Genomic DNA, 12,658 nt, shown 5'->3' with positions numbered 1-12,658 from the left:
CTCTCTCCTCATGATTAGCCGACACGCGACCGGACGATAGCGAGTAACTGACGCACATCGTCCGCACGGGTGTTGCCGCTCACCTTATCAATAATCGAACTATAAATGTGAGGAATGATTTTGCTTACACCTGCATCAAGGGCGATGTGCAGAATCTCGGCGAAGTTTTCCAGATCGATACCACCCGTCGGTTCCAGCCAGAAATCATGGCGGGCGCAGGCCTCAGCCACCGCTTTATACTCGTCGCGACAGGTGAGCCCTCCCATCGGAAAGTATTTAACAGAGCTGCCGCCCATGTCTTTGAGTAGCGCAATCGCCGTTTCTATGGGTACGATGCCGTCCGGCGCGCGGCTGCTTAGCGGGCCGGTGGAAATTTTCACCAGTCCCGGCGTGCCGGTCGGCGAGACAAGACCGTTCACCACCGTCTCATTTTGCCCCAGCAGCGCCCGACTGGTCCCTACGCCGGTAAACACCTGGTTGACATGCTGCGGCTGTACCTGACGCGAGATTTCGCTCACCATCGCCGACTGGTTAGGATCGCCCGCCCCCAGCCCCACGGAGAGCGCATTGTCGATAAGCGCCGCATATTCACGCATATCCGCGACTGCGCTTGCCACATCCGGATAGTCTTTGGAGAGCACGCCAACCAGCACATGACCTTCCGCCGCCGCGTAGATTTCCCGGGCGTTATCTTTCGAACCGGCCAGTACGTTCAGGCAAACGCGATCGCGGTAAAAGTTAGGGGTCAGTTTCATGCTTTTTTCTCCTGATTAATCACCTCGCCAATACGACGCGCCACAATCGCTAACTGCGCGCGATCGACGCTGCGGACATCCGCTTCAATAATCCCTTCGTTGGCTTTGTATCCGCGAAAGTAAATCGCATAGTCGCCCTGTTTGAGCGCCTCCACCAGATCGCCTGTGGCGATGCCGGTAACGGCTTCATCAAACTTAATTTCCGTGCGCGCGATATCGCGTCCGGCGCTGTCCCACACCACACGGGCGCTGACGCCGTTAAACGTGTTCAACGTGTCGATAAAGGGCGCCATTTTTTCTACCATCTCCGCGCCGCTCTCTTTTTGCGCCCGCAGGTACAATTCAATGGCACAGGTCAGGCCAACAATTCCCTCTTTGCCGACCTTCATCGCCCGGCCTATGCCCGCTGACTGACGTTTTACCCACTCAACATACTGCGTTTTACCAATCACCAGCCCGCTGGTCGGCCCTTCAATCGCTTTCGCGCCGCTATAGATAACGAGATCTGCGCCCACGCGGTAGTAGCACTGCAAATCTTCTTCCGCCGCCGCGTCCACAATCAGCGGGAGATTATGCGTGCGCGCCACCACCGCAGCCTGCTCCACGCTGAGCATACTTTTCTGCACGCAGTGGTGAGATTTGATATAGAGAATAGCCGCCGTGCGCGGCGTAATGGCCGCCGCCAACTGCGCGGCGGAACATTCGTTGGCGTAACCGGCTTCCACCAGTTTGCCGCCGCCCAGCGCCACCATCGTTCCCACCGGCGCGCCAAAGTTGACGTTGTGGCCCTTTGGCAGGACGATTTCGTTATTTTCAATCGGTGTAACGTGCAGGTTTTCCAGCAGCCAGTCGCTGTCCTGAACCAGTACCGCGGCAACCGACTGGGCAAGGCCCGCACTGGCGCAGGAGACTACCGTCGCCCCTTCCACTTCCAACAATTTCGCAATGTACTCACCGGTTTTATTCACCAGATCTTTCATCTCGAAATACTGATTCATTCCGGCCATCGCCGCGTCTATCACTTCCGGGCGCGGCGTAGAGACACCGAGCGCCGTCATACGTCCGGAGGCGTTAATCACCTGTTTTAATTGATACTTCTCAAAAATCGAAGGCATGTTCCGCGCTCCCTTTTTCGGTCATATAGCCCTTGCCTGCGCGTATCGCGGCAAGCGGCGTCAGCAATTCTTCAGCCTGTAAGCTGTCGTGTTCCGCGTCTACCAACACGGTGGGCTGGCGTTTAAGCGTAAAGAGGGTCAGGTCGGCATCCAGACCAGGCTGAAGACGACCTTTGGTTTTCAGATTCAGGCTATCGGCGGCATTGGCCGTCACGCACGCAATGACCTGCGGCAGCGACATGCCGATGGCGAGGAATTTCGACATCACATTAGCCAGCGAATGCACCGGGCCATTGATGCGGTTACGGCAGTAGATATCGGAACTGATGGTATGCGGTAAAATCCCCAGGCTAATAGCGCGTTTCGCCACTGCAAAGCTCAGGCTGGCGGTACCATGTCCAACGTCCAGACGCACGCCGCGCGCCAGCGCTCGTGTCACCGAGGCGCGCAGCTCGCCTTCCGGCGTCAGAATACGGTTCGGCTTACCGTTGTAACAGTGGGTAATGATATCGCCCGCCGTCAGACGCTCCGCGATTTCGTCCAGATCCGGCGGGTTATTGCCAATATGCACCATCAGCGGTAGGTTGCCGTTTTCTTGCTGCATGGCTTTAGCGTGTTCCAGCGGCGTGATGCCGTTAACGCCTACCACGCTGCTGCTCATCCGCGCCTTGAGGCCGACGATAAAATCCGGATGGCGTTTTACCGCCTGCCGGACCGCATCGGCGTCAATATTGGCCATGTTAGCCAGCTCGTTTTGGGCAATAAGCCCAACGCGTGAAACATTCAGCAGCGCATAAACGTCGGTGGTCGCCTGACGCGTCAGAGCATAGAAATCATCAATGTCGTCTGCGCCAGTGCTACCGGCATCCACCACTGTGGTAACGCCAGTGGCAATACCCACGCTGTCCGGTTCGTCGTGATAAATCGGTGATGTCGGGTAGCAGTGAACATGAGAATCAATCCAACCCGCACTAACGTAACACTCGCCGCGCAGGTCAATGGTTTTCAGCGCCGGACCATCAACGTCACCCAACGCCGCGATTTTGCCATCTTGCAGGGCAATATTAGTCAGCGTGTCATCGACCAGACGCGCATGGCGCAGGAGTAAATCAAACATCGTTCTCTCCTTTGCCGGATGGCGGCGCAACCGCCTTATCCGGCCTACAAATCAACAGTTAGCTAATCGCAATCGGGAAGATGGAACCGAGGATCATCGCGCCTAAAATCGCGCCGCCGGTAATCGGCTTCTGCCAGATATAAAACAGCAGCGCGCCCACCAGAGAGCCCAGACCAATGGGAATCGATGCCGTCATGGCGCTGAGGATAATCAACGGCCCCAGAAAACGACCTGAAGTGTTACCGGCCCCCATCATGACGTCCGCTCCGTACGTGGAGTCGCTCTGATTGATGGTGAACTTACGCGCCAGAATAATGATGTAGCCAATCGCCAGGCCAATCACCAGACCGGTTATCAGCGAAGCGATAAAGTTCGCCACCGGGAAGACAAAGCCAGCCCCCAGCAGTAACGCCGGAACCCCTAAGCCCACGCCAGTCTGAATTGCCCCGCCGATATCCAGAATCCCGACCAGCGAACCTTCGATAATGCGGGCAAATAAAAAGCTGGCGCCGAAAGCGGCGACCGCGCCGTAGACGCCGGTATCCATCCCCGCTTTCAACATCGCCACAAAAGCGACTTCGTTAAATGCGCCGATACCGTACAGATAGTACATATGCGTCCCGGCGAAAACGCCGGAGGAGAGCAGGCCAACAAAGATCGGGAACGACCAGTCGGCATACCAAAAACCTTTATTCTCTTCCATTGTGGCCTCCGTTATTTGCCGCTGAGCGAGTTGTGGATCAGTTCAAGCCAGTTCGGTACCGTCATGTTGAAAGACTCGATCATTTTCATGTCGAAGCCGCGGAAGAAGCCGCTCAACACAAACAGCAAAACGATGGCGACCATCATCACTTTGGTGACATGGTTCCAGCCGCTCTCTTCTACGCCTTTACCGATCAAAATACCCAGCACCAGCCCCGGTACGGCGTTCCCCATGATGAGCTGCGCCGCGCCGCCGAAAACGGTGGCCCAGAAGCCCGATTTTTTACCAGCGTCGATCGCCGCTAACCAGAAGATCACAGGCATGACGATGTTGACCAGCAGGTTTGCCGCCGGTACCAGCACCTTAACCGCCGTCACCTGTAGCGCTTCTGGCACGGATGAGGCGGTCAGGTTAAGGAACGTCACGACGATCATGCCGATGACGGCGCAGGCGATCGCCATTTTTTTCGGGTCGTGCAGCGTCTCGCCGACGTTACGGTTTTTGATCATTAGCGCCGCCGCGCCCCAGTTAGGGATGATGCGGTGATCGACATCCTGGGTGAACGATCCGGCCGCCACAGACGAGGCCCAGGCGTTAAAGAAGAAACCCAGCCCAAAGGAGAAGTGAGATGCCGGATCGCCTTCACAAGAGTTGAGTTCGCCCAACGTACGGAACGCGCCCATCCCCTGCGTGGTTGGCGCGTGAAACATGCGTGCAGCCCCAGCGCCCACCCCTACGCCGACCAGCGCACCGATAATGAGCGATTTAATTAGTATTATCAGGAACATAACTATGCCTTTTTAATAAAAATCAGCGTTTCGCGACGAAATCCACCCTGTCGAGATTGATGGCGGTCACGTTGACGGTCACATCCAGCTCCACGCTGTAAGTGCGTCGTTCCCGGCGCAAAAAGAAAAACAGAAAGGCCTCTTTACGCACCGACTCATGCGCCTGAACAATCCGCACATCCTGTGGCTCAATACGCAGTAAGATATACGGCGACTCTCTCATCACCGCCGACTGAACATGGTTCAGCGCATCGGCAAAGGCGCGTGCTTTGGCGTCGCCCTTGCCTTTTACTCTCACCGTGGTGGTGAATTGCTCTTTCATCATCAGGCGCCGTATTTCTTTTGCCACGCCTGCACCAGGCGCTCGCCGAGCTCTTCTTTATCCATAAAGCCGAAACCCAACACGTTGCAGCCTTCATTGATAGCGGTGACGCCTTCATCCACTGACCGCATTCCATATTTGGCTTTGTAGCCATGCTTGTTTTGCGCGGTGATAGCGCCCGCGCCGCCGCTGCCGCAAAATGAAATGCCGAAGGTGGCGTTTTCCGCTTTCATCACATCGCCCAGCTTCATGTCTGCCGCGACGCCCGGTACGACGACCGCGCGACCGCCCGCTTTTTCCACGCCTGCCGCCACTTTCTGGCCTTTACCCAGGCGATCGCCAATCACGACGGTAATCTGTTCCATTTTTTGCTCCTTAGAGGTTGTCTTTCGCGACTTCAAAATGTACCGATAATAGCCAGGCTTCTTCGTCAGGAAGGTTGCCAAACGCCGCCACGATCTCGCGGGCGAGCGCCATTGATTCGGCTGAGATTTCATCAAACAAGCTGGCATCGACTTCCGGTAAAGGCTCGCCGGTAATTGACCGGTGCGCCATCGCGCGAACGTGCGAGGTCAGCATTTGCGTCTGTACCGCATTGGGGACAATGTGATGCCGCCCCAGCAGGCCATCCACCTGCGTTAACACCTGTTCAGCCAGTTCGTTAATTCGCTCACCGGCATCGTGTTTTACTGCTCCGTTATCCACGCGTCTCACCCCGTTAATGGCAATGAGATAAAACTAGCGGCAAGGGTTAAAAGTTTGTAGCGAGTTATTTTCCACCTCGAAGTGGAAACGCGAGTGGGATAGGTGATCTGCGCCACAGAAAAGGCGGCATTAATGAATTATCGCCGGGAAAGTGTGAGATCTATCGCGGCATAAAGAGGAAATGGCGAAACAATGACGTTGTCGTATAAAGTGAGAAAGTGTGATGGGTATTACAGTTTGCCGGATGGCGACCTGCGGATAAAGCGAAGCCGCCATCCCACAAAGATTAACGATACTTTTTATGATACGTATTGCGGGTGGTTTTTAGCGCTTCCGCCGCCGCTTTCGCTTCTTTAACGTTACCTTCGTTCGCCAGCTTCAGCGCGCCATCAATTTGGCCGACCAGAATGTCAAAACCGTGACGAAAATCCTTCATTTCCGGGCTATCCGGCGCTTTATCTTCCAGCTTTGGCGGCGTGGCTTTTTGAGCATCCAGCGCGGCCGCGCGCATTTTGGTTAATGCCGCTTTCAGCTCAGGGGCACTATCCGTTTTCTCAACAACTTTCAGGTTATCATTGAGAATATCCATATTATCTTCAAGATCGGCAGCAAAAACAGCCGAACCGAATACCAGCGATGACACAGCAAGAATAGCTAACAGGCTTTTACGCATTGCTCACTTCCTTTTTTATTATTAACGATAAGTGTAATACCCTGAATAATTCGAGTTGCAGGCAGCCAATGCGCCTGCAGCCTGAAGTATGACGGGTATTATTGTCCGGCGATTTTCATCTCCGGTAACAATACCGAACCGCACTGTATATTACTGCGCGTTTCAATATCATCACCCACGGTGACAATATTACGCCACATCTCTTTTAAATTACCGGCAATGGTAATTTCACTTACCGGGTACTGGATTTCACCATTTTCAACCCAGAATCCCGCAGCGCCGCGGGAGTAGTCGCCGGTAATACCGCTGACGCCCTGGCCCATCAGTTCCGTCACCACCAGGCCGGTGCCCATCTCTTTTAGCAACTGCTCAAAGTTCAGCCCCTGCCCGGCGATACGCCAGTTATGAATGCCGCCGGCATGACCGGTACTTTTCAGCCCCAGTTTGCGGGCGGAATAGTTGGTCAGCAACCATTGCGTCAGTACGCCATCCTTCACAATGTCCCGGCGCTCCATACGCACGCCTTCGCTGTCGAACGGTGAAGACGCCAGCCCTTTTAGCAGATGCGGGTGTTCTTCGATGGTTAACCATTCCGGCAGAATTTGCTTGCCCAGCGAGTCGAGCAGAAAAGTGGATTTACGGTATACCGCGCCGCCGGCAATCGCCCCGACCAGATGACCAAATAGCCCTGTCGCCACTTCATTGGCGAAAATGACCGGCGCTTTCATGGTGGAGAGCTTGCGCGGCGACAGGCGGGATAAGGTACGGCGCGCGCACTCGGCCCCGACCCATTCCGGCGCTTGCAGATCCGCCATTGCCCGACCGATGGTGTAAGCGTAATCACGCTCCATATCGCCGTTCTCTTCGGCGATGACGCAGCTTGAGAGCGAATGGCGCGTGGAGCAATATCCCTGCAACATGCCGTGGCTGTTGCCGAACACTTTAATGCCGTAATGGCTGTTAAAGCTCCCGCCTTCGGTATTGGTGATGCGTTTATCCGCCTTTAGAGAAGCCTGTTCCGCACGCGCGGCCAGTTCAATGGCTTCGTCTGGCGTAACCTCTGCCGGGTGGAACAAGTCCAGATCCGGCGCGTCAAACGCCAGCAGTTCTTTGTCCGCCACGCCTGCGCACGGGTCCGGCGACGTGTAACGCGCGATATCCAGCGCGGCCTGCACGGTACGGGCAATCGCCTGCGGGCTTAAATCCGTCGAAGAGGCGCTGCCTTTGCGGTTCTGGTGATACACCGTAATGCCCAGCGCGCCGTCGCTATTAAATTCGACATTCTCTACTTCACCATAACGGGTGCTGACGCTAATGCCGGTGGTCTTGCTGACGGCGACTTCCGCCCCATCCGATTTGCCTGAGGCTAACTCCAGCGCTGTCGAAACTGCTTCTTCCAGAATCTTACGCTGCGCTTCAACTTGTGAGATTACTTTCATTGCAAATGCCATAATGTAGAGAGAGTTTCTCTGAAGTCTAACAGAGAACCGTTTTTCAGTGCGCATCTTAACTGGTAACATTAGCCTCTTTTTTTAAGGAGCCTGACATGACAAAGCAGCCCGAAGACTGGCTCGACGACGTTCCCGGTGATGACATCGAAGACGAAGACGATGAAATTATCTGGGTCAGTAAAAGTGAAATTAAACGCGATGCCGAGGAATTAAAACGCCTGGGCGCGGAACTGGTGGATCTGGGGAAAAACGCGCTGGATAAGATCCCGCTGGACGCCGATCTGCGCGACGCCATTGAACTGGCCCAGCGAATCAAAATGGAAGGACGCCGCCGCCAGTTGCAGCTTATCGGAAAAATGCTGCGCCAACGCGACGTTGAACCTATTCGCCAGGCGCTGGACAAGCTGAAGAACCGCCATAATCAGCAGGTGGTGCTGTTTCACAAGCTTGAGCATCTGCGCGATCGTCTGATCGTCGAAGGCGATGACGCGGTAGCCGAAGTACTGACCCTGTGGCCGCACGCCGATCGTCAACAGCTTCGTTCATTGATCCGCAATGCGAAGAAAGAGAAAGAAGGCAACAAACCGCCGAAATCAGCGCGTCAGATTTTCCAGTATCTGCGCGAGCTGGCGGAAAACGAAGGGTAATTGCCGCAAATAACCGCGCCAGCCTGTGGCGCGGTACAGGCAAATCCACCCGTTTTTAACGTCCGAGTAGCTCCCGCTCGATCCGCTCGCGCGTTTCCACCGCCTGAACACTCATTTTTTCAGGATAACCAAACAGCGACGTGGTGATAATTGCCTCACCGCCCACCTTAAACGTGCGGTTTGCAAAATCCATTTCACGCAGCGCCTGGAATAGCGCGTCAAAATCGACCTCACCTTCTCCCAGCCCGATGTGCTGATGAATCGTCGCATTCACGCCAGGCGGGTTCATGATGTAGCGGCAGGGGAGCGTGTGGTTGTGCGTATCGGCCAGCAGAACATGCGAAAGATCAGCCCCGGCATAGTTCAGCATCCTTGCGACGTCGCCCTGCCCTTTATCGTAAAAGAAGCCATGCGGTGCGCTGTACAGATAGGTCACGTTATCACTACGCAAAGACTGCACCATGTCGACCGTCTCATCGTTCAGTTCGCAGAAATCCCAAGGGTGAGACTGAATTTCGATTCGAATTCCCTCTCGTTCCACGATCGGCAGCAGTTCCTCCATGGAGCGATACCACATCTCTTCACAAATCTCCGGCTCATCCGGCGTCCCGGAAAGCTCGGTATTAATCACCTGTACGCCCATATCAACGGCAATCTCAATCATCCGCTTCCAGTTGGTTACCGCGGCGCGCCGACGCTCTTCATCGGGGCCGGACCAACGATAAACCACAATAAATGACGAGATTTCCACACCGTAGTTCTGCAAGGCGCGTTTATACTCCTGCATGGTATCGCGACCAGCTTTAGGGTGTTTATAAAACGGATTAATACGCGGGTGCGGCGACTGCTCAATATATTTATACCCCCACTCGGAAACCTGCCGTACCATTTGGGTAATGGGTAAATGTTTAATAACATCGACATCAAAAGCAATTTTCATTGTAAATACCACGCTGCGGAAACTGAAAACGGTCACCTGGAAATTAGCTGTATCATTGCAACAGCAATGACACGCTGCGATTAATTTGTTCCTCTATTTCCGCCTCACTCCAGGAAGCCAACTGGGAAGAAAAAGGTTCAAAAGCGTAAATACCGCGATATCCCATATTTTCCAGACGCTGCACCTGCTGGTAATTCTGCATTACATCCTTTTCACTCAGCATAATACGCTGCTCATCAGCCAATGCTTCCGTTGGTCGGGTGTCTTCCACACCGGACAAATGCACCAACCCGATAGCAGAAATATCAATGCGCGACGCAAACTCCTTTTCGGCCTCTTCGTACAGATGATGATGGAAGGTATCCAGCAAAACCTTAAAGGGGGAACCTGCTTCCCGGATCAGTTGCTGAGCCCAGACGGCAGAACGCAGCGAACTTACGCGGAATCCCAAAGGTTCAACCAGCCCCTGAATATCATACCGGGCAAAGAGATCGCTCAGTCGTTTTATTGCCTCAACCGTAACCTCCGGCGGCACAATCGTTCCGTCATTCAGCGGACAAAGAACTAATGCCCGCGCGCCGACTCCCTGCGCGTCTCGTAATAATCCTTCCGTTTTTTTTACGACCTCCTCGGTCAGTTGGTTGAAGGGATAGACCGCATTAATTGTGACAATTTCAAGTCCATACTTTTCTGCCAGGTTACGCACCTGATTATAATTCAAGTCATCAGTAACGCTGCCGCTTGGCATATCATTACGCAATTCCACTTTATTAAACTCAAGACGTTTAACCAGTCGAAAGAATGCTTCTATGCTTAGACCCGGTGCAATTTTCCGGTTAATACAAAACCGTGTTTTTTCGATATTCATTATTTTCTCCCTGAACGTATATGAGTGGGTAAATAACCGTAATCCGTTAGTACAATTTAACGTAGGGTGAAAAAACCGGCTTTATCAATCTTGATAAAAACCGGTTTAATTTAGTGATGAACATCACAGGCTATAAGGGATTTTTGAAGAATATTTGAAGCTATTTTTCGCCAGGCACTTTAAGAAACTGCACCAGGATGCCGCTGAATAAATAGAGCCCCGCCATAGTATACATCACCACGCCGGTGCCGAACCCTGCCAGAACAGAGACCAGCGCTGGCCCAACAAAATTTCCCAGGCCGGAGCCAAAGTTCACGGCCGAGTTCGCCGCCCCCTTCTTATCCGGCGCCATCATCGGCACCAGCGGCGTCATTGGCACAAAGCCAGCCAGCCCGGCTCCCCACAAACACATCGCCAGCATAAAGGCGACATAGTTATGCCCCCATATCATCGGCACCCAGTAAACAATCAGCGTAGCGACACCGGTCAGGATGCTGCCAAAAATCTGGATGGTTCGGCGAAAACCAATTTTATCGCCCATCCAGCCAAAGATAATGTTGAAGACCTGGTTAGAGATAAAGGTAATCCCCCAAATACTCGCCCATTCCTCAAGCGTAAAGTGCTTATCCAGCAGAAACAGAGGTAATACGACAACAAAACCATAGGTGCCAAGACCGTTAATAGTTTTGACAATCACCGCCAGACCGATCCGTGGCCGTTCATACATAATGGAGATACCCGCAGATAACTCTTTGAAGACCGGCGTCGTTCGCGGTTTCAGAATGAATTCATTGCGTTCCAGCACCAGCATGAAGAGAACCCCCAGCAGCGCAACGCCCATCCCGGCCCACATCACGTTGATATGCCCCAACGCAGGAATTAACGACGCCGCCACCACCGGCCCAATGATGGTAAAACCAAGGTTATAGACCACCCAAAATAGCGAGGTGCCGATCCCTTGCTGGTGATTATCCAACTGGATGGTCAGGCGTACCAGGAAGGAGTAACAGACCAGCGGATACCCCACGCCACGCAGCATATAGGTCACGAGAATGGCACCAAAATCATGGCTGGGTAGCGCAAAGTTCAGAAACGCGACGGAAGCCAGAAGATAGACGATAAAACCGGTAACCATCACCTTTTTAGGACCAAAAACGTCCACACAGACGCCGGATAGCCAGGAGGTAATCGCGACCACAATCCCATATCCGGCAAAAATCTGCCCGATATGCGCTTGATCAAATCCCTGCGTATTTAACCAGGCAGATAACCAGCTGTTCTCAATACAGCCGCCCAACATAAATAAAAATGTTCCCAGGTAGCTCCAGATAAACTTACCTGGTTTTATATAAAATGTCTGGGGCAGCGTTGCCTGCATTTCTTTCATTTTATTACCCTCGGTATAGAAAAGCTCTCACACTTTTCAGTGCGAGAGTTTATTCATTATTAACAGATGCAGTTAAAGATAAATATCGCTTGTTATTTTCACCGGCAGCCCGCTTTTTAATGATTGCTGCGCGGCAATAGCGATACGCTGGGCCAATAATGCGTCTTCGCCGGTACAGACAACCGGCGTATGATGCAGGACTGAATCAATAAAGTGTAATATTTCCGTTCGGTAAGCTTCGCGATAACGGACCGTGAAATCAGGAAGGGGATTTTTCATTATGCAGTGCTGGCTGTTGAAAACTTTCACCGTCGATTCACTAACGTTATCCGCATACGCCATCCCTTCTGAGCCAAAAACCTCCACCCGTTGGTCATAGCCATATACCGCCCGACGGCTGTTATCAATGAGCGCGTAGCCGCCGTTTCTGAAAGTCAGCATCACCGCAAGCGTATCAACATCATCAATATTTTTCAGGCTGGGATCAATCAGCGTATTGCCCTTAACATAGACTTCGCTGACTTCATCCTGCATCATAAAACGAGCCATATCAAAGTCATGCATGGTGAAGTCAAAAATCAGACCGCCAATACGTTTGATCAGATCATGGGGTAGCAGGTCCGGATCGCGGGAGGTGATTTTTATCATCTGGGGCCGACCAATCTTGCCGCTGCGCACCAGCTCAAAGACCTCGTGAAACTGAGGATCAAAACGGCGGTTAAAGGCAACCTGCAGCGTCACCCCCTTCTCTTTCACTTTTCTCAGCACCGCCATTGAGGCCTGCTCATCTTCATTCATGCTGAGCGGTTTTTCACAAAAAATGTGCTTCCCCGCCTGCGCTGCCGCCGTGACGATCTCTTCGTGCATATCCGTTGAGGTGAAAATAAAAACTGCCTCTATATCATCACGCTGTAAAAGTTCCTGATAATTTTTATACCCTGAAGTTATATTTACCGAATAAAGCCAATCGCTCATCTCCTCAATAAAATAATCGGCGGCGCAGATAATATCTAATTGAGGCAGTAAATACATATTCTCAACATGCATTTTACCTACCCGACCGAGGCCAATAACACCACATCGAAGCTTTTTCATTCGTACCTCTTAATCTCATGAATAGTAAATTTAAAACCGCAAAAGAAAAGCATCCGTAGTTCTGCGAAAAACGGATCGTTTTATTTTGCCGT

The 12,658-nt window shown here is 52.8% G+C and carries 15 protein-coding genes; 1 reads left to right on the top strand and 14 read right to left on the bottom strand.

Translation table 11 applies throughout. From position 1 onward, the window contains the following. Positions 1-14 precede the first annotated feature (14 nt). The 10 genes from ACH0WD_RS18135 to pmbA form a co-directional block, all read right to left on the bottom strand. Positions 15-755 carry a KDGP aldolase family protein gene (locus tag ACH0WD_RS18135; protein WP_000779249.1) on the bottom strand — a complete coding sequence of 247 codons (741 nt, stop codon included), beginning with the start codon at positions 753-755 and terminating at the stop codon, positions 15-17. After that, the gene (locus ACH0WD_RS18130) at positions 752-1,870 is read right to left on the bottom strand and encodes a DgaE family pyridoxal phosphate-dependent ammonia lyase (RefSeq protein ID WP_001139179.1); all 1,119 of its coding nucleotides are present in this window, start codon (positions 1,868-1,870) and stop codon (positions 752-754) included. The genes ACH0WD_RS18135 and ACH0WD_RS18130 overlap by 4 nt, the downstream gene beginning before the upstream one ends. Continuing rightward, a complete protein-coding gene (locus ACH0WD_RS18125; protein WP_000459942.1) occupies positions 1,854-2,987 on the bottom strand; it encodes an amidohydrolase/deacetylase family metallohydrolase in 1,134 nt (377 codons plus the stop codon). The genes ACH0WD_RS18130 and ACH0WD_RS18125 overlap by 17 nt, the downstream gene beginning before the upstream one ends. 58 nt (positions 2,988-3,045) lie before the next feature. Next, positions 3,046-3,690, bottom strand: coding sequence for a DUF4310 family protein (locus tag ACH0WD_RS18120; RefSeq protein WP_000392127.1), 645 nt, complete (start codon positions 3,688-3,690; stop codon positions 3,046-3,048). Between the two features lie 11 nt (positions 3,691-3,701). After that, a complete protein-coding gene (locus tag ACH0WD_RS18115) occupies positions 3,702-4,478 on the bottom strand; it encodes a DUF4311 domain-containing protein (RefSeq protein WP_000478578.1) in 777 nt (258 codons plus the stop codon). A 22-nt stretch (positions 4,479-4,500) separates the two neighbouring features. Then, on the bottom strand, positions 4,501-4,803 hold the full coding sequence (locus tag ACH0WD_RS18110; protein ID WP_000975187.1) for a DUF4312 family protein: 303 nt from the start codon (positions 4,801-4,803) through the stop codon (positions 4,501-4,503). Continuing rightward, complete coding sequence (locus ACH0WD_RS18105; RefSeq protein WP_000435389.1) at positions 4,803-5,165, bottom strand: SFCGS family glycine-rich protein; 363 nt, start codon at positions 5,163-5,165, stop codon at positions 4,803-4,805. The genes ACH0WD_RS18110 and ACH0WD_RS18105 overlap by 1 nt, the downstream gene beginning before the upstream one ends. 10 nt (positions 5,166-5,175) lie before the next feature. Beyond that, positions 5,176-5,514, bottom strand: coding sequence for a glycine dehydrogenase (locus tag ACH0WD_RS18100; protein ID WP_001255103.1), 339 nt, complete (start codon positions 5,512-5,514; stop codon positions 5,176-5,178). 277 nt (positions 5,515-5,791) lie between these two features. Then, a complete protein-coding gene (cybC, locus tag ACH0WD_RS18095) occupies positions 5,792-6,178 on the bottom strand; it encodes a cytochrome b562 (RefSeq protein ID WP_001232231.1) in 387 nt (128 codons plus the stop codon). A gap of 98 nt (positions 6,179-6,276) precedes the next feature. Then, on the bottom strand, positions 6,277-7,629 hold the full coding sequence (pmbA, locus tag ACH0WD_RS18090) for a metalloprotease PmbA (protein WP_000852991.1): 1,353 nt from the start codon (positions 7,627-7,629) through the stop codon (positions 6,277-6,279). Between the two features lie 95 nt (positions 7,630-7,724). On the opposite strand from pmbA, the gene yjgA reads away from it, so the two are divergent. Next, complete coding sequence (gene yjgA / locus ACH0WD_RS18085) at positions 7,725-8,276, top strand: ribosome biogenesis factor YjgA (protein WP_000166287.1); 552 nt, start codon at positions 7,725-7,727, stop codon at positions 8,274-8,276. A 55-nt stretch (positions 8,277-8,331) separates the two neighbouring features. On the opposite strand, the gene iolH is transcribed toward yjgA, so the two are convergent. The 4 genes from iolH to iolG2 form a co-directional block, all read right to left on the bottom strand. Beyond that, positions 8,332-9,216: a sugar phosphate isomerase/epimerase IolH gene (gene iolH / locus ACH0WD_RS18080; protein WP_000683955.1), complete on the bottom strand. Its 885-nt coding sequence runs from the start codon at positions 9,214-9,216 to the stop codon at positions 8,332-8,334. A 52-nt stretch (positions 9,217-9,268) separates the two neighbouring features. Continuing rightward, complete coding sequence (gene iolI2, locus ACH0WD_RS18075; RefSeq protein WP_001019386.1) at positions 9,269-10,084, bottom strand: 2-keto-myo-inositol isomerase IolI2; 816 nt, start codon at positions 10,082-10,084, stop codon at positions 9,269-9,271. 160 nt (positions 10,085-10,244) lie between these two features. Beyond that, complete coding sequence (locus ACH0WD_RS18070) at positions 10,245-11,471, bottom strand: MFS transporter (RefSeq protein WP_000661780.1); 1,227 nt, start codon at positions 11,469-11,471, stop codon at positions 10,245-10,247. A 72-nt stretch (positions 11,472-11,543) separates the two neighbouring features. Next, positions 11,544-12,566 carry a D-chiro-inositol-2-dehydrogenase IolG2 gene (iolG2, locus tag ACH0WD_RS18065; RefSeq protein ID WP_000736098.1) on the bottom strand — a complete coding sequence of 341 codons (1,023 nt, stop codon included), beginning with the start codon at positions 12,564-12,566 and terminating at the stop codon, positions 11,544-11,546. Between the last annotated feature and the right edge of the window lie 92 nt (positions 12,567-12,658).

Source organism: Salmonella sp. 2020_1395 (assembly GCF_043848115.1).
Classification (GTDB): domain Bacteria; phylum Pseudomonadota; class Gammaproteobacteria; order Enterobacterales; family Enterobacteriaceae; genus Salmonella; species Salmonella enterica.
The sequence above is the reverse complement of the archived record's forward strand: the minus strand, read 5'-3'. Positions and strand labels throughout refer to the sequence as shown.

Bases quoted from the DNA above. Each gene is read 5' to 3' on its own strand.
- ACH0WD_RS18135 (WP_000779249.1), bottom strand. From the start codon at position 755: ATGAAACTGACCCCTAACTTTTACCGCGATCGCGTTTGCCTGAACGTA.
- ACH0WD_RS18130 (WP_001139179.1), bottom strand. From the start codon at position 1,870: ATGCCTTCGATTTTTGAGAAGTATCAATTAAAACAGGTGATTAACGCC.
- ACH0WD_RS18125 (WP_000459942.1), bottom strand. From the start codon at position 2,987: ATGTTTGATTTACTCCTGCGCCATGCGCGTCTGGTCGATGACACGCTG.
- ACH0WD_RS18120 (WP_000392127.1), bottom strand. From the start codon at position 3,690: ATGGAAGAGAATAAAGGTTTTTGGTATGCCGACTGGTCGTTCCCGATC.
- ACH0WD_RS18115 (WP_000478578.1), bottom strand. From the start codon at position 4,478: ATGTTCCTGATAATACTAATTAAATCGCTCATTATCGGTGCGCTGGTC.
- ACH0WD_RS18110 (WP_000975187.1), bottom strand. From the start codon at position 4,803: ATGATGAAAGAGCAATTCACCACCACGGTGAGAGTAAAAGGCAAGGGC.
- ACH0WD_RS18105 (WP_000435389.1), bottom strand. From the start codon at position 5,165: ATGGAACAGATTACCGTCGTGATTGGCGATCGCCTGGGTAAAGGCCAG.
- cybC (WP_001232231.1), bottom strand. From the start codon at position 6,178: ATGCGTAAAAGCCTGTTAGCTATTCTTGCTGTGTCATCGCTGGTATTC.
- pmbA (WP_000852991.1), bottom strand. From the start codon at position 7,629: ATGGCATTTGCAATGAAAGTAATCTCACAAGTTGAAGCGCAGCGTAAG.
- yjgA (WP_000166287.1), top strand. From the start codon at position 7,725: ATGACAAAGCAGCCCGAAGACTGGCTCGACGACGTTCCCGGTGATGAC.
- iolH (WP_000683955.1), bottom strand. From the start codon at position 9,216: ATGAAAATTGCTTTTGATGTCGATGTTATTAAACATTTACCCATTACC.
- iolI2 (WP_001019386.1), bottom strand. From the start codon at position 10,084: ATGAATATCGAAAAAACACGGTTTTGTATTAACCGGAAAATTGCACCG.
- ACH0WD_RS18070 (WP_000661780.1), bottom strand. From the start codon at position 11,471: ATGAAAGAAATGCAGGCAACGCTGCCCCAGACATTTTATATAAAACCA.
- iolG2 (WP_000736098.1), bottom strand. From the start codon at position 12,566: ATGAAAAAGCTTCGATGTGGTGTTATTGGCCTCGGTCGGGTAGGTAAA.